Annotated in this window: 17 protein-coding genes; 4 read left to right on the plus strand and 13 right to left on the minus strand. The window is 41.6% G+C overall.

What is annotated here, in order from left to right; translation table 11 throughout:
* Positions 1-498: 498 nt before the first annotated feature.
* From UH38_RS19360 to trmD, 8 genes are read right to left on the minus strand one after another with little or no spacing between them, the layout of a single operon-like run.
* Positions 499-2283 (minus strand): ABC transporter substrate-binding protein, encoded by a 1785-nt coding sequence (locus UH38_RS19360; RefSeq protein WP_045056338.1) that lies wholly within the window; start codon positions 2281-2283, stop codon positions 499-501.
* A 23-nt stretch (positions 2284-2306) separates the two neighbouring features.
* Positions 2307-4088, minus strand: coding sequence for an ABC transporter substrate-binding protein (locus UH38_RS19365; protein ID WP_045056339.1), 1782 nt, complete (start codon positions 4086-4088; stop codon positions 2307-2309).
* A 55-nt stretch (positions 4089-4143) separates the two neighbouring features.
* Entirely contained in the window at positions 4144-5928 is a 1785-nt protein-coding gene (locus UH38_RS19370) for an ABC transporter substrate-binding protein (protein ID WP_045056340.1), read from the minus strand.
* Positions 5929-5944: 16 nt separating this feature from the next.
* On the minus strand, positions 5945-6517 hold the full coding sequence (locus UH38_RS19375; protein WP_045056402.1) for a PIN domain-containing protein: 573 nt from the start codon (positions 6515-6517) through the stop codon (positions 5945-5947).
* A gap of 13 nt (positions 6518-6530) precedes the next feature.
* Complete coding sequence (locus UH38_RS19380; RefSeq protein WP_045056341.1) at positions 6531-7028, minus strand: hypothetical protein; 498 nt, start codon at positions 7026-7028, stop codon at positions 6531-6533.
* A 9-nt stretch (positions 7029-7037) separates the two neighbouring features.
* On the minus strand, positions 7038-7445 hold the full coding sequence (locus UH38_RS19385) for a hypothetical protein (protein ID WP_045056342.1): 408 nt from the start codon (positions 7443-7445) through the stop codon (positions 7038-7040).
* 6 nt (positions 7446-7451) lie between these two features.
* Positions 7452-7934, minus strand: a complete 483-nt coding sequence (ispF, locus tag UH38_RS19390; protein WP_045056343.1) for a 2-C-methyl-D-erythritol 2,4-cyclodiphosphate synthase — start codon at positions 7932-7934, stop codon at positions 7452-7454.
* Between the two features lie 2 nt (positions 7935-7936).
* Entirely contained in the window at positions 7937-8632 is a 696-nt protein-coding gene (gene trmD / locus UH38_RS19395) for a tRNA (guanosine(37)-N1)-methyltransferase TrmD (RefSeq protein WP_045056344.1), read from the minus strand.
* A gap of 314 nt (positions 8633-8946) precedes the next feature.
* On the opposite strand from trmD, the gene UH38_RS19400 reads away from it, so the two are divergent.
* Both UH38_RS19400 and cphA read left to right on the plus strand, forming a co-directional pair.
* A complete protein-coding gene (locus UH38_RS19400; RefSeq protein WP_045056345.1) occupies positions 8947-9810 on the plus strand; it encodes a cyanophycinase in 864 nt (287 codons plus the stop codon).
* Positions 9811-9982: 172 nt separating this feature from the next.
* A complete protein-coding gene (gene cphA, locus UH38_RS19405; protein ID WP_045056346.1) occupies positions 9983-12679 on the plus strand; it encodes a cyanophycin synthetase in 2697 nt (898 codons plus the stop codon).
* 49 nt (positions 12680-12728) lie between these two features.
* On the opposite strand, the gene tatA is transcribed toward cphA, so the two are convergent.
* The 3 genes from tatA to UH38_RS19420 all read right to left on the minus strand — a co-directional run bounded on the left by tatA (position 12729) and on the right by UH38_RS19420 (position 14352).
* Positions 12729-12905 carry a twin-arginine translocase TatA/TatE family subunit gene (gene tatA / locus UH38_RS19410; protein WP_045056347.1) on the minus strand — a complete coding sequence of 59 codons (177 nt, stop codon included), beginning with the start codon at positions 12903-12905 and terminating at the stop codon, positions 12729-12731.
* Positions 12906-13128: 223 nt separating this feature from the next.
* Positions 13129-13341 (minus strand): helix-turn-helix domain-containing protein, encoded by a 213-nt coding sequence (locus UH38_RS19415; protein WP_082065445.1) that lies wholly within the window; start codon positions 13339-13341, stop codon positions 13129-13131.
* Between the two features lie 252 nt (positions 13342-13593).
* Positions 13594-14352: a phosphate/phosphite/phosphonate ABC transporter substrate-binding protein gene (locus tag UH38_RS19420; protein WP_045056403.1), complete on the minus strand. Its 759-nt coding sequence runs from the start codon at positions 14350-14352 to the stop codon at positions 13594-13596.
* A gap of 126 nt (positions 14353-14478) precedes the next feature.
* Here UH38_RS19420 and UH38_RS19425 point away from each other — a divergent pair, with 126 nt between their 5' ends.
* Entirely contained in the window at positions 14479-14877 is a 399-nt protein-coding gene (locus tag UH38_RS19425; protein WP_045056348.1) for a YidH family protein, read from the plus strand.
* Here the strand turns inward: UH38_RS19425 and UH38_RS19430 are convergent.
* Positions 14834-15571, minus strand: coding sequence for a sulfite exporter TauE/SafE family protein (locus UH38_RS19430; RefSeq protein ID WP_052672470.1), 738 nt, complete (start codon positions 15569-15571; stop codon positions 14834-14836). The genes UH38_RS19425 and UH38_RS19430 overlap by 44 nt on opposite strands.
* Complete coding sequence (locus UH38_RS19435; RefSeq protein ID WP_045056349.1) at positions 15561-16574, minus strand: sulfate/molybdate ABC transporter ATP-binding protein; 1014 nt, start codon at positions 16572-16574, stop codon at positions 15561-15563. The genes UH38_RS19430 and UH38_RS19435 overlap by 11 nt, the downstream gene beginning before the upstream one ends.
* A 289-nt stretch (positions 16575-16863) precedes the next feature.
* Here UH38_RS19435 and UH38_RS19440 point away from each other — a divergent pair, with 289 nt between their 5' ends.
* The gene (locus tag UH38_RS19440; RefSeq protein ID WP_045056350.1) at positions 16864-17406 is read left to right on the plus strand and encodes an acireductone dioxygenase; all 543 of its coding nucleotides are present in this window, start codon (positions 16864-16866) and stop codon (positions 17404-17406) included.
* The last annotated feature ends 124 nt before the right edge of the window (positions 17407-17530 follow it).

Consider the following 17530-nt stretch of genomic DNA (forward strand, 5'->3'; position numbering starts at 1 on the left):
CATCGACGGAGCAGAATAGTTCTTCTAAACTAAGCATAAGGCAGCCAGGTAGATTGATTAGTTGCTACTTTCAGACTACCTGTTTTGCCCCTTTTTTGGCTCTTTCCTTATCCCGAACTGACGTTAACTATTTATTATACGGAAACTTTCCGTATAATCTTTTTCTCGCTCCTAATATATCAAGCACTACAGCGAACTCTGCCTGAAATATATGGCAAACTTCTTTTTTATATTCCTATTCGGATAGTATGCTGAATTTTTCCGTATAACTACCCTTCACGGTAGGATGATATAGAAGTTTTCTGTATATCCCTTGGTGTTATCCAGATTTTTTCCGTATAACATTCCGATTAAGAGTCTTAAACGGAATTTCTCTTTTTGGCTACAAGCTTTGCCAGGTCCGCTAAAAGCATTGACATGACTAGAAATCCTATCTTACACAGGAGTTTGTTAATTATCTTACCCTTGTTCCTGCGCCTTATTATCTAAAAGTAGTCTCTAATTTGCCACTCGCAGCTTGTATTTATTCCATAGCGTTCCGCCTTGTGCGCCCAAGGCAGAGTATTCTACTCCTTGGATGCGATCGCGCACTGCCCCTAATGATAGCGGACTAACTAGGTGAATAAATGGCAAATACTCTTGTGATAGACGTTGGGTTTCGGCGTAGATTTCTTTGCGCTTTGCTTGGTCTAACTCTTGGGAACCTTTAATATACAAGTTGCCGATTTCTGTCTCCCAGTCGGCAACTTCTCTTCCAGTAAGCGGTTCTTGTCCTGCTAGTGGCTTTTGGTTGAAGCTGTGCAAGCCACCGTCAGGCAACCATACATTTGCGCCATCGTGGGGTTCTATTCCGCCTGTAAAGCCTAGGAGATGGCATTCCCAATCTAAAGTGTTGGAGAGTTTGTCTGTCAGCGTATTGAAGGCGATGGGGTTGTAATCAACTTGAATGCCTATTTTACTTAAATCTTGTTTGATCTGCGCTCCCATTGCTACGCGAGTTTTATTTTCAGCATTGGTAATTAACGAAAAGCGGACTCGATTACCATCTGCATCTAATAGTTGCTTTTTGGAGTTGTATTTAAATCCTGCTTTGGCTAGTAGTTCTCTAGCTTTTGTCAAGTTGTATTCGTAAACTCTTAAGCCTTGGGCTGGAGAAAGATAAAAAGGGCTTTGAATATCAATTGGTGAATCTTGCAAATTACCCAATCCTCTAAATACATTATTGAGCATTGTTTGTCTATCTATGGCATGAGCGATCGCTTGTCGAAATTCTAGGGTATTAAACCAGCGCGATTTGATTGGACTTATTAAAGGAATATTATTTCTTTTACCTTTATTTAAGTTAAGAGAGATGAAAACTTTCTGAAATCTAGGTCCACCATTATAAATAGTAAAATTACCGCGTTTTTCTTCGCGCTTTAATAGTGAAAAGTTTTCTGGAGATACTTCCACTGAATCTAACCCTTTAGAGCGAAATTGTAAAACGCTAGTATCAGTAGATTCAATGATTTGCCAGATAATTCGCTCGATATAAGGTTGCCTATTTCCTTGGGCATCTTTGCGCCAGTAGTAAGGGTTACGGCGAAATATAACTCTTTGGCTAGGAGTGAAACTTTCTATTTTATACGGACCATTTACAACTACTTTTTTCGGGTCTGTATCTGTTCCCCAAGTAGAAAGAAATACAGGTTTACCTTTAACATCTTTGGTCGTAATATATTTTGCTAATGCGTGTTTTGGTAAAATACCAACAGAATTTGTAGATGGTCCTGTTGTTGTGCTAAGGAAAGGCGCAAAAGGTTCAGGTAAGATAAATTCGATTTGGCGATCGCTTATTTTCCTGACTTCTGGAAAAGTCCCACTTGTACCTACTTTAAGAAAGTCCTTCCAATCTGTGGGAATAGCAGGATTAAAAATTACATCTCGATAAGTAAAAATTACATCATCTGCTGTTAATGGTGCGCCATCTGACCATTGCAAGCCAGGTCGCAAAGTAAATGTAATTCGCTTGTTATCTTGAGAAATTTGCCAAGATTCGGCTAAAGCTGGCTCAATTTCGGCGGTAATACCATTTAGAGTAGTTAGTCCTTCTGTAGTAAATAAAAACACATGGGGAAACTCTTGATTGAAGGCGTAGTTAAAAGTTTTTGGATCGCCAATTGTGCTAGTAACCCACTGCGATACTTGCGCCGCTTCTGTTCTTAACTGCGTCGGATTGCAGCTAGTTAAAAGTAGGGTTAATGCAAAGAAAACTGAAAGCCAAAAGCGGGAAAGTGCAGCCATTTTCGGATTTACTCGTGTAATAACTAATCTTCGGCGACTTTCATCTCATGAATATTCCACAGAGTTCCCCCTAAAGCAGAAAATTCGGTATTCTGGAGGCGATCGCGCATTGCTGCTAAAGCTAAAGGATTAATCAAGTGAATAAAAGGTAAATACTCTTGCGCCAACTTTTGCGTCTCTGCATAAATAGCTTTTCGCTTGGCTTCATCTACTTCCTTTGCACCCTGAATATACAAGCGACCAATTTCTGCTTCCCAGTCTGCGATTTCTCTCCCTTCTAGCGGCGGTTGTCCTGGTTGGGGTTGTTGATTGAATGGGTGAAATCCGCCACTTGGTAGCCATATATTTGCGCCGCTGTTTGGCTCAATACCGCCAGTAATTAGCCCAAAATAACATTCCCATTCCAAAGAATTAGTAATTTTGTCTACAAGTACAGCAAAGTCTATGGGATTAAAATCTACTTGAATGCCAATTTTGCTCATATCTCGCTTAAACTGAGAACCAATCTGATCGACTGTTCTGTTTCCTGCTTGACTGAGCATAGTAAAGCGTACCCTATTACCATCTGCATCTAGCAATTGATTTTTATTGTTGTACTTAAATCCTGCTTGTTTGAGTAGTTCCTTTGACTTGTCTGGATTGTAGTCGTACACCTTCAACCCTTCTTTTGGTGAGAAATAGTAAGGGCTTTGCACAGAAATAGGTGAATTTTGAAGTTCACCAATTCCTCGAAATACATTATTGAGCATAGTCTGACGGTCAATACCGTAAGCTACTGCTTGTCTAAAAGCTACCGTGTTGAACCAGCGCGATCTGATTGGATCTACTAATGGTTTACCTTTTCTTCTACCTTTATTGAGATTGAAGGTGATAAAAGTAGTACCAAAGTCAGGACCGCCGTTGTAAATTGTAAACTTGCCGCGATTTTCTTCTTTTTTGAGTAACTGGAAAGTAGCTGGACCAATTTCTAAAATATCTAATCCACCGGAACGAAACTGAATCAAGCCTGTATCTGGCGATTCGACAATTTGCCAAATCAAGCGTTCGATATAGGGTAAAGCATTTCCTTGTGCGTCTTTGCGCCAGTAATAAGGATTGCGGCGAAATACTACTCGTTGAGTCGTACTGTAACTTTCTAGTTTGTAAGGTCCATTTCCGATAACTGTTTTGGGGTTTGTGTCTGTACTCCAAGTAGATAAAAATTGAGGTTTACCTTCGCTATTGTTGGTACTTACAGATTTTTGCAATGAGTGTTTAGGCAAAATTGCCACTCCACCAACTGTTCTTAAAAATGGTGCAAATGGTTCTGGAACGGTAAATTCTACTCGACGGTTATCTATTTTGCGGACTTTTGGCAAAGCGCCACTTTCCCCAACCCGCAGCACATCCCGAAAATCAGTCGGAATGCGATCGTTCAAGTAGATGTCATTGTAAGTAAAGATGACATCATCAACTGTTAAGGGTTCTCCATCCGACCACTTTAATCCTTCTCGAAGGGTAAAGACTATTTGTTTACCATCTGGCGCAACTTCCCAAGATTGGGCGATACCTGGTTCTATTTCTCCAGTTTTGCCGTTTTCTGTAGTCATTCCCTCATAAATGAACCCAAAAACATTAGGCGATGATTGATTTAAGGCATAGTTAAATGTCTGCGGATCGCCTGGAGTACGAGCAACTATTTGGGTTACTTGGGCAGCTTGAGATTTAAAATCAGTAGGATTACAGCCACTAAACGCGATCGCAATTGCAACCGTTAACAATCCAACCAACCACCGTCGCAGCTTAATTGAGGGAATTGAGAACATGAAGGCAAAGTTATTAACTCTGTGTGCATCCTAGTCTACAAGTTTTTTCGTCATGTTATTGGTCTACTTTAAGTTCGTAGATATTCCAAAATGCGCCTAATGCTGAGAATTTGACATTGTGGATGCGATCGCGTATTGCTGCCATTGATAATGGATTAACTAGATATATATAAGGCAAATACTCTTGAGTTATGCGCTGCGTCTCATCGTAGATAGCTTTGCGTTTGGCTTCGTCAAATTCCTGTGCGCCTTTGATATATAGGTTCGCAATTTCTTGTTCCCAATCTGATACTACACGCCCTTCTATTGGTGCTTGTCCTGGTTGTGCGCCTTGATTGAAGCTATGCAATCCGCCTTCTGTTAGCCAAACGTTTGCGCCATCGTTGGGATCGACTCCCGAACCAATCAACCCGCCAAAATAACATTCCCAGTCAAGGGTGTTATGTAGTTTTTCGCCTAGTACGGTAAATGCGATCGCATTTAAGTCTACTTGAATGCCAATTTTAGCTAAGTTTTGCTTAATTTGAGCGCCCATGACTTCGCCAGTTCTTCCGCCTGAATTAGTTAGCAATGTAAAACGGACGCGGTTGTTATCTGCATCTAGCAATTGATTTTTGGCGTTGTACTTAAATCCTGCTTTTAAGAGCAATTGTTTGGCTTTTTCTGGGTTGTAATCGTAGACTTTTAACCCATCTTCAGGAGCAAGATAATATTTACTCTGCACGTCAATAGGTGAATTTTGAGGTTCGCCTAAGCCGCGAAAGATGTTATTAATTATAGTCTGACGGTCAATAGCGTAGGATACTGCTTGTCTAAACTCTACAGTATTAAACCAGCGCGATTTGATTGGATCTACTAAAGGCTTACCATTCCTTCTACCTTTATTCAGGTTGAAGGTAATAAAAGATTGTCCGTAAGCAGGACCACCATTATAGAGCGTGAATTTACCTCTTTTTTCTTCCTTTTTAAGCAAGGAAAAGTTAGTAGGAGAAGCACCAACTATATCCAAGCCTCCCGAACGAAACTGAAGCAAAGATGTATCTGTAGATTCAACAATTTGCCAAATAAATTTCTCAATATACGGCTGTGAATTTCCTTGCTTATCTTTTCTCCAATAATAGGGATTGCGGCGAAAGACTAAGCGCTGACTAGGACTATAACTTTCTATGGTATAAGGTCCATTGGTGATAATTTTCTTGGGATCTGTATCTGTTCCCCAAGTAGACATAAAGCGGGGATTTCCGTCTGCATCTTTAGCTTTTACCGATGCTTCTAGGGCGTGTTTTGGTAAAATTGCGATCGCGCTAGTAGAGTCTCCAGTAGTGGTACTGAAAAAAGGTGAAAATGGTTCTGGCAAGATAAATGCAACTTGGCGATCGCTCATTTTTTGTACTTGCGGTAAAGCACCACTAACCCCAATTTTTAGGTAATCTCTAATATCTGTAGAAATTTCCTTATTAAAGGCGATATCGTTATAGGTAAAAACAACATCATCTGCTGTAAGCGGTTTACCGTCTGACCATTTTAAACCTGGTCTAAGCGTAAATTCAATGCGTTTTTTATCGGCTGATATTGTCCAAGATTCGGCTAATTCTGGTTCAATTTCACCCTTACCGTTTATCGTTGTCAGTCCTTTAAATGTCAAACCAAAAACATTCGGCAATTGTTGACTTAGAGCATAGTTAAACGTTTGCGGATCGCTGACAACGCTAACTACTAATTGAGAAGTTTGCGCTGCTTGGGATTTAAAGTTATTGGGATTGCAGGCGGAAAAGGCGATCGCAACTAAAAACGTTAATATAAATGCTATCCACTTACGTCCTCGATTGTGAAATGTCATAATTCCTTAATATATATTAACTTAATTGAGAATTTAGCCAACCAAGGAAGTTTTGAGTATTACTAAAATACCGTGTATTATAAATTTGTAAGATTTCCTTCACTTCTCCTTTGTTAAACTCTTTATAGTTAGCACTTAAAAATACTTTCATTTCATCATTATGAAAACGAGCATGATGAACTATGTAGTTTAAAATTAACCTATCTATTAAATCTTTTTCTAAAACATTTTTCTCCAAGGTATCGTCAAGAATACTTTTATCTATATTTATTATTTCTGCTTTATTGTAAAGTTGCTCAAAAGCTTCGTAGAAACGCTCTTGGACGCTATTTAGTTGCTGAATAAACTTAATTCGTGTCTGTTCCAAAGAAGTTCGGAGAGATTCAGCGTATGCAGAAGTTTCATCTCGTATTGCTTCACTAATTTTAGTATCTATATCTTGGATAAAACGTTGACTGTATTGCTCCTCTTTTTCTAATGTTAAAAGAGCTTCTACATAACAAATACTTGGGACTACTAAATGAATTGAATTAGGTATATTTAATAGTATTTCCTGTGCTTGCAAATCTCTTCCTTTAGCAATGCTCATCAAAAAGTTAGTTTCAACGTAGAGTATCATTACTAATTATTACTTCAGCTTGCGTTGTTCCATTTACTAACCTCTTTACTAAACCAATCGTTTCTAATTCTTTTTTAGCTGGTGGATTTGGGAATTTCCAGTGGTAGGCTAAATCGCGCAACCATGCTTCCACTAAAGTAGTAAGGTATAGATGAAATATTTTTTTATTCTTAAATTCTGTTTCATAATAGCTAAGTACGTCACCAGTTTGCAAACAAGCAATAGGTTCAGACAATTTTATGCCGTCCCATTGATAAATTTGGATATTTTTAAGAGTAACTAACATTGCAAAAGGAATCAATTCATCTGCTCCTCTTAAATAGGAAATTATTTTATTAATAGCTTGATGAATGTATAAATCATTTTTAGAGTTTGGCTCACTGCTTTTGACTTCAACTAATAAAACAGGTTCGCCATTTTTACTAAAGGCAATAACATCAGCCGCTACACGCTCTTTTTGCTCAATTTTTGTACTTTCCATGAAATATTTTTACCTCCAGTAACGTTTGCCTTGCCAAAACACTCCTAAAATCATGCCAACTAACTGAATTTCACTTGTGCTAACTAATAATGCTGGAATAGGAATAAAATCTCTGATTATCAAGGCAACTAACAAACATACAAGTAAAGACCAAAGTACAGATGCATTGATAGAGACTCTTTTATCTATTCTTTCTAATAGAAATACAGCTAAAGCGCCAATACCTACGCCGATCGCACCCGATACTAATATTGAACGTACTAACTGAACAATTGTAGATTGTACGTTTGTGTCTAAAAAAGCCAAAGTCAGTAGTAGCAACAATTCTATAGCTGTAACGATCGCAAAAGTCATTGCAGCAATAATAGCTAGCGATCGCCAAGGTAGATATTTAAGCCGACGTAATGGATTATTCATAGGTATTTACTTAGCTACTAATAAAGCTACAGCATGAGCGGCGATTCCTTCTTCACGCCCAACTGGTCCTAATTTTTCATTTGTAGTAGCTTTGATCCCAATACAATCGGCAGGTATTTGTAGTACATTAGCTAGACGATCGCGCATTGCAGAAATATGCGGCTTTAACTTCGGACGTTCTGCTACTACTACTGAATCTATATTGCCAAGAAGCCAACCGCGATCGCTTATTAGTTGATTTACCTTACTAAGTAATACTAAACTATCTGCTCCCGCCCATTGCGGATCGCTAGGCGGAAAATACAAGCCAATATCTCCTAATGATAAAGCGCCTAGCATTGCATCCATAATGGCATGAGTAAGAACATCAGCATCGCTATGTCCTAACAATCCTAGTTCGTGAGGAATTTCTACCCCGCCTAAGATTAAACGGCGATTGACGCTTAGTTGATGGATGTCGTAGCCATTACCAATGCGAATATTAAACATAACTAGCTTTCTATGCGGTCATCTCTATTTTCCAGCAAGTCGGGGCGGCGATCGCGCGTTCTTTGCAACTGTTGCTCGTAGCGCCACTGGGCGATCGCTCCATGATTCCCTGACAGCAATACTTCTGGCACTTTCCAGCCGCGAAAATCAGCAGGGCGAGTATATTGAGGATAATCTAATAACCCCGTCTCAAAACTCTCAGCTTTTAAAGACTCAACTTTACCAACCGTTCCTGGTAACAACCGCACTACACCATTAATTAGCGCTAGAGCAGGTATTTCCCCAGCCGTTAACACAAAATCGCCTAACGACACTTCACGAGTGACTAAATGCAATACTCGTTCGTCTACGCCTTCATAATGACCGCAAATAATTACTAACTGGTCGTAGTTGGTGCTAAATTCCTTTAATAATGGTTGATTGAGCGTTTCCCCTTGAGGAGTCATCAAAATAACTTCTCGCCGAGGTAAAGCAGGTAATGACTCTACAGCAGCAAAAATTGGCTCTGGTTTGAGGAGCATTCCCACACCACCACCGTAAGGCTCATCATCTACTTTATGGTGCTTATCAGTGGTAAAGTCGCGCGGGTTGACTAAATGCACTTGGGCTATCTGTTTTTCTAATGCCTTACCTAGCAACCCTGAACTCAGGGTAGAGGAAAAAAAGTCGGGAAACAAGGTAACAATATCGAATCGCACTGCTTATTTAGGAAATGAGAGAACATAGGCTTTAAGTCTCTACCATATTCCTCCTCTTCCCAAAAGTTTTTTTAATTGATTAAATTATGATTAAATATTGTGACAACTTGCTAAATATTTACGCTCCAAGGTTAAGGAATTTAAGTGATATCGCGCAAGCCTCAGCAAATTTGCTTTTTTGAACAGTTTTTTTAATGCGTATAGCTTACAAATGAGTCAACTTAAGAAATTGCCCTAACAAGACAAGTAGATTAACCCAATTTGAAGATTGTGGAGCGTTAAATTTTGCTGAGGCTAATGGGAGAAGGAACACAATGCTGCAACTAGAAGCTCAATCACTGGAAATGAGGATACCCCAAGCAACGAAAACTGCTGTAATGGTTATTGGTGGAGCGGAAGATAAAGTTCACGGACGAGAAATTCTGCACACTTTTTTTTCTCGCTCTGGGGCTGTAGATGCTCATATTGCGATTATTCCCTCTGCTTCCCGCGAACCTGGGATCATTGGCGCAAGATACACGAGCATTTTTGGGGAGATGGGGGCGCAGAAAATTGAGACGTTGGATATTAGAGAGCGCGAACAGTGCGAAGATCCAGCGATTCGGGCTTGTCTGGAAAATTGTACGGGCGTGTTTTTGACAGGTGGGGATCAACTGCGGCTGTGCGGGGTATTAGCTGATACTTCTGTGATGGAGATTATTCGTCAAAGGGTACAAAAAGGGCAGTTGACTTTGGCAGGTACGAGCGCGGGAGCAGCAGTAATGGGACATCACATGATTGCTGGTGGCGGTAGTGGCGAATCTCCCAATCGATCGCTCGTAGATATGGCTACAGGCTTAGGAATTTTACCCAAAGTGATCGTAGACCAGCACTTTCAAAACCGCAACCGCATGGCAAGATTAATTAGCGCGATCGCTGCTCATCCCGATAGATTGGGGATTGGCATTGATGAAGATACCTGTGCAATGGTAGAAGGCGATGGCTGGCTGCAAGTGATGGGCAAAGGTACGGTGACAATTGTCGATCCGGGAGACGCTTGTTATACCAATCAATCAGATATTGGCGCTAACGATCCGATTAGCTTGCACAATTTACGCTTGCATATTTTGAGTCATGGCGATCGCTATCACCTCCATCAAAGGAATGTTTTAGCCCCAGTACATCAACTTCCTAGCTAATGCTCGGAAATTGAGCGATAATACCTGCAACTGATAATTAAGTTTATTTAAGTAGTCGATTGACAACTAAAGGTATAAATGTTACCTGCAAACTGTTCGTTAGTAACAGTTTATTAGTCAAGCACAGGTAGAAACTAGGAAATTGGTGGCGAATAAATAAACGCATATTGACATGAGAATACAAAAAATTCAAACACTACGCGGTCCCAACTACTGGAGCATTCGACGCCACAAACTCATCGTCATGCGGCTCGATTTGGAAGAACTTGCCGAAAAACCCTCTAATGAAATTCCTGGCTTTTATGAGGGATTGGTTGAGGCTTTGCCAAGTTTAGAAGAACATTTTTGTTCGCCAGGCTGTCGCGGTGGCTTTTTTAGCCGCGTCCGCGAAGGCACGATGATGGGGCATATAATCGAACACGTAGCCTTAGAACTGCAAGAATTGGCGGGAATGCAAGTCGGCTTTGGTCGTACCCGCGAGACATCAACACCAGGAGTTTATCAGGTAGTAATTGAGTATCTAGACGAACAAGCAGGGCGCTATGCAGCTAGGGCAGCAGTACGTTTGTGTCAGAGTATTGTGGCGCAAGGAAGTTATTCCAAGCAAGAATTACAGCAAGATTTACAAGATTTGGCAGAGTTGCATCGGGATGCATCGCTAGGTCCGAGTACAGAATCGATAGTCAAAGAAGCTGAAGCTAAAGGCATTCCTTGGATGTCTTTGGGTACGCGGTTTTTGATTCAAGTAGGGTACGGCGTTCACCAGAAGCGATTGCAGGCAACAATGAGCGATCGCACGGGTATATTAGGTGTAGAACTTGCTTGCGACAAAGAAGGTACAAAGCGGATCTTAGCTAATGCGGGAGTACCTGTACCCAGAGGAACGGTAATTAGCTACTTTGACGATTTAGCCCAAGCAATTGAAGATGTCGGCGGCTATCCGATTGTAATTAAACCCTTAGATGGCAATCATGGTAGAGGAATTACAATTGATATTCGCTCTTGGGAAGAAGCAGGAGCCGCTTATGATGCAGCCAGAGAAGTATCTAGGTCTGTAATTGTCGAACGCTATTATGTCGGGCGCGATCATCGGGTATTAGTAGTAGATAGTAAAGTAGTAGCAGTAGCCGAACGAGTTCCCGCCCACGTAGTCGGCGATGGTGAAAATACTATCGATAGATTAATTGAAATTGTCAATCAAGATCCCCATCGCGGTGTAGGACATGATAACGTATTAACGCGGATTGAAGTAGATCGCACCAGCGTAGCTTTGTTAGAAAGGCAAGGTTATACGCTTGATTCTGTATTACCCAAAGGCGAAATCTGCTATCTAAGAGCAACAGCAAACCTTAGTACAGGTGGAATTGCTGTAGATCGTACAGACGATATTCATCCTGAAAATGTTTGGTTAGCGCAACGAGTCGCAAAAATCATCGGTTTAGATATTGCTGGGATCGATATTGTGACTCCAGACATCAGCCGCCCCTTGCGGGAAGTAGATGGCGTAATCGTCGAAGTAAATGCTGCACCAGGCTTTAGAATGCACGTTTGCCCCAGTAGAGGCATTCCTCGCAACGTCGCTGGGGCAGTATTAGATATGCTATTTCCGCCCGAAAAACCCAGCCGCGTGCCAATTTTGGCAGTCACGGGGACTAATGGCAAAACAACAACAACGCGCTTACTGGCGCACATTATGAAGCAAACAGGGCGCACAGTAGGTTATACAACTACTGACGGTACTTATATTGGCAATTATCTGGTAGAACCAGGAGATAATACAGGTCCTCAAAGCGCTCAATTGATATTGCAAGATCCAACTGTAGAAGTAGCAGTATTAGAATCGGCGCGTGGCGGTATTCTGCGTTCAGGATTGGCTTTTGATGCGGCAGATGTAGGTGTAGTTTTAAACGTTGCTGCCGATCATTTGGGATTGGGAGATATTGACACGATCGCCCAAATGGCACATCTCAAAAGTGTAGTTGCTGAAGCAGTATTGCCTAAAGGTTATGCGGTGCTAAATGCTGACGATGAATTAGTTGCCGAAATGCGATCGCGCGTCAATTCCCAAATTGCTTACTTTTCTATGCAACTAGACAATCCGCTAGTGCAAAAGCACATCCAGCAAGGCGGTTTGGCTGCGGTGTACGAAAATGGCTACTTGTCGATTTTGAAAGGCGATTGGACGCTGCGGATCGAGCAAGCTGTCAACGTACCGATAACAATGGATGGCAAAGCACCGTTTATGATTGCCAACGCTTTAGCTGCAAGTGTCGCTGCTTTTGCCCAAGGAGTAACTATCGAGCAAATTAGGGCAGGGTTAAATAGCTTCCGCGCTTCAGTTAGTCAAACACCAGGAAGGATGAATTTGATTGACTTAGGCAGGTATCACGCCTTGATAGATTACGCCCACAATCCGCACAGTTACGAGGCTTTGGGCGGGTTTATCCGCAATTGGACGGGCGATCGCATCGGTGTAATTGGCGGACCTGGCGATCGCCGCGATGAGGATTTTATCACCTTAGGTAAGTTATCGGCGCAAATCTTCGATCGCATTACGATCAAAGAAGATGACGATACGCGCGGAAGAGAGCGGGGATCGGCGGCAGAACTAATCTCTAAAGGCATTAATCAGGTAAAGCCAGACTGCAATTATGAAGTCATCTTGAGTGAAGAAGCAGCGATTAATAAAGCATTAGATGAAGCTCCTGACGGCGGCTTAGTGGTTATATTACCAGAAAGTGTCAGCCGCGCTATTAGTCTTATAGAAGCGCGTCGGGCGATCGCTAGTGAAGGACAACAAGAAATATCAAATGGAGTTGCTGAAACTCAAAGCGTTCTCAACTCTTCTGTAGTCAATACAGTTGGATAGCAGCAGCTATTAGCCTGGGGTTTAACTCCCAGGCTCAACCTTTGAAAGCTTAGTTTTTATCTTGCTCGGAGTTATCTGCGTCTTCACCTTCACCTTTGAGTTCTTCCTTAAAGCCGCGTAGAGTTTTACCCAAAGAGCTACCAATTTCAGGAATTTTCTTCGGACCAAAAATCAATATTCCGACCAAGGCAATTACACCTACCTCCAGCCATCCTAAACCAAACATATTTATTCTCCTGTGAGGTTATGCGCTCTCAATTAAGCTAGTTTATTTCTAAGTTACCTTGACTATGTAGGCAATATTTTAACTTGTTGGCAAAGTTTGGAAAGTAGCTCTAAGTCTACTACAATCAATTCAAGCCAGCTTGTAGAAAAAGATAGGTCAAGAATTCTTACCAAGACCTATCCCAAAAATGCTACCTCAATTCTACCAAAGTTGTCTCCAAAATCTATTGAGATAACTTTATGGCTAGTTGGTGAGTATTATAGGTGCGCCCATCAAGCTCTAGACACTTTTCCAGATATTGCAGATCTGCCTCTGCCCATTTAGCCTTTGCGCCCCGCCCTGGGGCTTGCCACAAGCCGCCTAACCCCTCTGCTTGCCAGCGTCTAATCGTCGCTCTTACTGTATGACACTCAAAAATACCTGCAATTGCTGGCACTGTCCATCCTTACGCATTCAGTCACAATATACGGGCGCGATTTTTTGTCCGCTGAGATACACTGTTAACTACCCACAATTCTAATAATGTGCGGTCTTATTCTGTTAAAACTATCCCGATTGGCGCAGGCATTAGGCAAATTGACCCTAAACAGAATCTAACTCTGTTATCTTACATTTTATTGTAGCCACCTACTTATTGCTTCATTATCTCAAATTCTGGGATATCCCGATTCCTCAATAATTCATGGCATCATTCCGCAACGTCAAAAAGTCTACTGCTATCGTAGATATCGGCGATCGCTTGATAGTCTTCCGATTCAACAGCAACATATCTCTGCATCTGCGCTTTGTCCATAAAACTTCGCAATTGTACATCGGGATTTAAAAGCGCAAGTTGCACTGACTCAATTAATGTTGCTCCTAAATGCTGTGCTGCAACTATAGGTGGCATCGGGCAAGGTCCAATTGACTCAATTATCTGTAAACTATGTGCTAGTAGGGGAAAGTTGCGTAATTCTTGCTCCAATACAGTGCTATCAATTGCCGCATAATCAACTTCTCCCTCAGCAACCAATTGCATAGAACGTTGGTGAGAACCTGACTGGATCGCCTTACCCAAAAAATTACTATTTTTCCCTGTTGAAATTAGTCGATGCAGCAATAAATTGTAGCCGCTATTTGAGCCTGGATCGTTGTAGCACCAAGTTTTTCCTGCTAAGTCATCGAATGTCTTGAAGCTACTATTACTTGCAACAATAACATCAGAGAAGTAAACCGGACAATTTTGGTAGCGTTGGGCTTGCATTACTGGTGCAACTATCGCCTTTAGCTGGTTGGGTGCAACTTGATAATGGCGAATGAATGGTAAACCGCAAATAAAAGCAATATCTAGCCAATCTTCTCCTAATAACGGATCTTTTAAAGGATTATCTAAACCCTGTACGGTTTCTACTTCTATTGCCAACGCGCGGCTTAAGTATGCTCCCACCGCCGAGTAAAACCAAAACATATTTGGAGCTAAATAAGAAACTAAGCTAAGTTTGCCCAATCTATTCTCCAAGGATATTAAAACTACAGTTTATCTATCGGAATATAGTATTTTAATTGAAGTTCTTGCAAAAATCATCCGTATAGAGTGAGCAGTACACAAACAAAAGCGCGGGAAAACTCGTCGCGGGTGCGGGATCATCTCGCCAACGAACGCACCTACTTAGCATGGATGCGAACAGCGATCGCACTGATGGGTTTTGGAGTTGTAATTGTGCGCTTGCGCCACTTTCAAGCACCTAGAATAAATCATCCAGGTGTAGGCTGGAAGTTGGGCTTAATCTTCTCTGGCGTAGGATTAATTACAGTGCTACTCTCGACTTGGCACTACTTCGCCATCCGTCATGCTATAGATGAGGATGTTTACGAACCAGGCGATCGCTGGGTAATTTTATTTAGCATTGCAGTTATTTTATTGGGAAGTGGAGTTATCTACTTTGTTTTTACTGCCTCTTTGAACCCAGCAAGTTTGTTTGTACCTGAATAAGTTGCAACCAACGAGTACCTAACACAGTCCCAAATGCTCCAGTAATGCCTAATAGAGAACCTTCCAAAAACAGCACGTTACCACTAAGACCATGACTAATACAGGCTGACATTGAGGAGAGAAAAACAACTCCTAAGCTTGTGCTAATAGCTGATTCAACTGTTTCTCCTAGCATCAGTATTTGCAGGGGAATCAAAACAATTCCGCCACCAACTCCAAATAAACCTGCTAATAACCCAGCAGCACTACCAGCAAGCGATCGCCCCAAAATTGACGGTTGCGCTGATGCTACAGTTAGTTCGCGCTGCTCTATTTTGCGTCGCCAACTGATGAAATAGACATTGAGCGAAATAAGCAGCGCAAAAGCACTTAAAAGTAAATATATAGGCAGCTTATCGGCTAAATAAGCTCCTATTTGGGCGCTTAGTAATGCAGGCAATCCTAAAACCGCCACCTTTTGCAAATCTAAGTTACCTGTACGCCAACGTTGCCAACTTCCAGAGGTGGAAATCATCAATTTGGCAAAGTTACTCGTACCAACAGCTTGAATAGGTGATAAACCGACACCTATCATCATCGGTACGAGGAACAAACCGCCGCCAATTCCTGACAGACCTGCCAAGCAGCCAACAAAGAAGCCTCCGCAACCTAATAATAAGCTGGCTTGCAGTGTCAATTCCAAATCAAGCAACACTAGCAAAAGCCTTAGCTTTTCGAGGTTTGATATACACTTTCTGCGTTGGTTGCAGTTGCAAGCGATCGAGGTCTTCCCTAGTAATATATGCTGTTACTTCTTGACCGTCTTTGAGGCTTAATTCAACTTCAACTTCCCAACCTAAATGCACGATGCGATTGATTTTAGCTGGGGCAGATGCTTCTTCTGGTTTGGTTTGAATTAATACGTCATGGGGACGCAGAAAGACTTGAGAACTTGAAGGTTTAAAACTTTGGCGCTGAAAAATTCCAGAGGTACTAGGCAGGACATTTACAGGTCCAACAAAACTCATCACAAATGGCGTGGCTGGATTGTCATAAATCTCGGCTGGCGTACCTACTTGTTCTACCTTGCCTTTGTTAATTACCACAATGCGATCGGCAAGTTCCATTGCTTCTTCTTGGTCGTGGGTAACAAAAATTGTCGTCACGTTGACTTGTTGGTGCAAGTGTCGTAGCGAAGCCCTTAGTTCTTTACGCACTTTGGCATCTAGCGCCCCAAATGGTTCGTCTAACAGCAATACTTGCGGTTCTACAGCTAAGGTTCTCGCTAAAGCTACTCGTTGGCGTTGTCCGCCAGATAACTGTGACGGGTAGCGATCGCCTAATCCCTGCAACTGCACTAACTCTAAAAGCGCTTCAACTTTAGTTCTAACTTTTGCTTTGGGAGCTTTTTGCAACTCAAGTCCAAAAGCAATATTCTGGCGAATAGTCATGTGTTTGAATAGCGCGTAGTGCTGAAACACAAAACCAATGCCGCGCGAGCGCACGCTTCTATGCGTTACATCCCTACCTGCGATCGCAATCCTACCGCTGTCTGGTGTTTCTAACCCAGCTATCAGTCGCAGTAACGTAGATTTACCCGATCCAGAAGGTCCTAGCAATGCAATCAGAGAACCACTTTCGATTTCTAAACTAATTTTGTCAACTGCCTGAAATGAACCAAATTTTCGGGAAATATTCTCAATTGAAATGCCAGTCATAAATTCTCTGTGTAATTATGTCTTGCGATCGACTACTAAATAGGAGGCTTCTATAATCTCCGGTTCATCGATAGACTTACCGTATTTTACTCTTATAAGTCAAACAAAACTTGTACCTCAGATACAAAAATCTCAAAATTCTGCAATTTGGCATATTGCTATCAGGTAGAATCAATTTTAATCTACACTTATCCTATCGGAATTTAGGATTTTAGTAGAATATAGGTTTATTTTTTAACTCCTTACCAGTCTTAAATCCTATTAGCGCTCAACTATCCAAAAATCACCTATGGCTATCCTGCGAATTGAAGATGGAAAGACTTACACGCAACTTAGTGACATTACTCGCGAACTTGCGCCATTGAATATTAGGCTCGAACGCTGTCCGGTTGGCAAAAATCTCGATCTTCCTGGATTGTTAGCGCAATATATTCTTAGTCCTGCTCAAAAAGAGCAAGTGCTACAAGGAGTTAGCAACCACTTCGAGCAAGTTAAACGTTATGGATATCAATGGCGCGATTTGATGGTGCTACATCCAGGAGCTACGTATCTGTATGCCTTAATCTCTCATCTCGATCGCTCTCATACTCAGGTAGATGACGAAGCTCTTTATGTTCTAGCTGGAGAGGGTATTTTTGGGTTTGTACGTTCTGATGGCAGCCAAGTAGAACTGATAGTACAAGCAGAAGAATATATTAATATCCCGTCTGGTACTGAGCATTGGTTTTGTCTTACAGCTTCGCTGCATATCAAAGCTGTACGCTACTTCACCACAGTAGGCGGTTGGATGCCCCAATATACGCAGACACAAAGCAATCCCAACTGCAATTAGAAATTGCTATACCTCTATACTACGGTTAATCAATCGGATTTATGTACTTTAATTACTTGTAGTTACACTCAGGCTGTGCAATACTCATTAATCATAATTAATTACGGTATTCCTACCGGATTAG

The organism is Aliterella atlantica CENA595 (assembly GCF_000952155.1).
GTDB classification, from domain to species: domain Bacteria; phylum Cyanobacteriota; class Cyanobacteriia; order Cyanobacteriales; family Chroococcidiopsidaceae; genus Aliterella; species Aliterella atlantica.

Bases quoted from the DNA above. Each gene is read 5' to 3' on its own strand.
- cphA (WP_045056346.1), top strand. From the start codon at position 9,983: ATGAGAATACAAAAAATTCAAACACTACGCGGTCCCAACTACTGGAGC.
- UH38_RS19375 (WP_045056402.1), bottom strand. From the start codon at position 6,517: ATGAGCATTGCTAAAGGAAGAGATTTGCAAGCACAGGAAATACTATTA.
- UH38_RS19420 (WP_045056403.1), bottom strand. From the start codon at position 14,352: ATGTTTTGGTTTTACTCGGCGGTGGGAGCATACTTAAGCCGCGCGTTG.
- UH38_RS19385 (WP_045056342.1), bottom strand. From the start codon at position 7,445: ATGAATAATCCATTACGTCGGCTTAAATATCTACCTTGGCGATCGCTA.
- tatA (WP_045056347.1), bottom strand. From the start codon at position 12,905: ATGTTTGGTTTAGGATGGCTGGAGGTAGGTGTAATTGCCTTGGTCGGA.
- UH38_RS19370 (WP_045056340.1), bottom strand. From the start codon at position 5,928: ATGACATTTCACAATCGAGGACGTAAGTGGATAGCATTTATATTAACG.
- UH38_RS19365 (WP_045056339.1), bottom strand. From the start codon at position 4,088: ATGTTCTCAATTCCCTCAATTAAGCTGCGACGGTGGTTGGTTGGATTG.
- UH38_RS19380 (WP_045056341.1), bottom strand. From the start codon at position 7,028: ATGGAAAGTACAAAAATTGAGCAAAAAGAGCGTGTAGCGGCTGATGTT.
- UH38_RS19440 (WP_045056350.1), top strand. From the start codon at position 16,864: ATGGCTATCCTGCGAATTGAAGATGGAAAGACTTACACGCAACTTAGT.
- UH38_RS19360 (WP_045056338.1), bottom strand. From the start codon at position 2,283: ATGGCTGCACTTTCCCGCTTTTGGCTTTCAGTTTTCTTTGCATTAACC.
- UH38_RS19400 (WP_045056345.1), top strand. From the start codon at position 8,947: ATGCTGCAACTAGAAGCTCAATCACTGGAAATGAGGATACCCCAAGCA.
- ispF (WP_045056343.1), bottom strand. From the start codon at position 7,934: ATGTTTAATATTCGCATTGGTAATGGCTACGACATCCATCAACTAAGC.
- UH38_RS19435 (WP_045056349.1), bottom strand. From the start codon at position 16,574: ATGACTGGCATTTCAATTGAGAATATTTCCCGAAAATTTGGTTCATTT.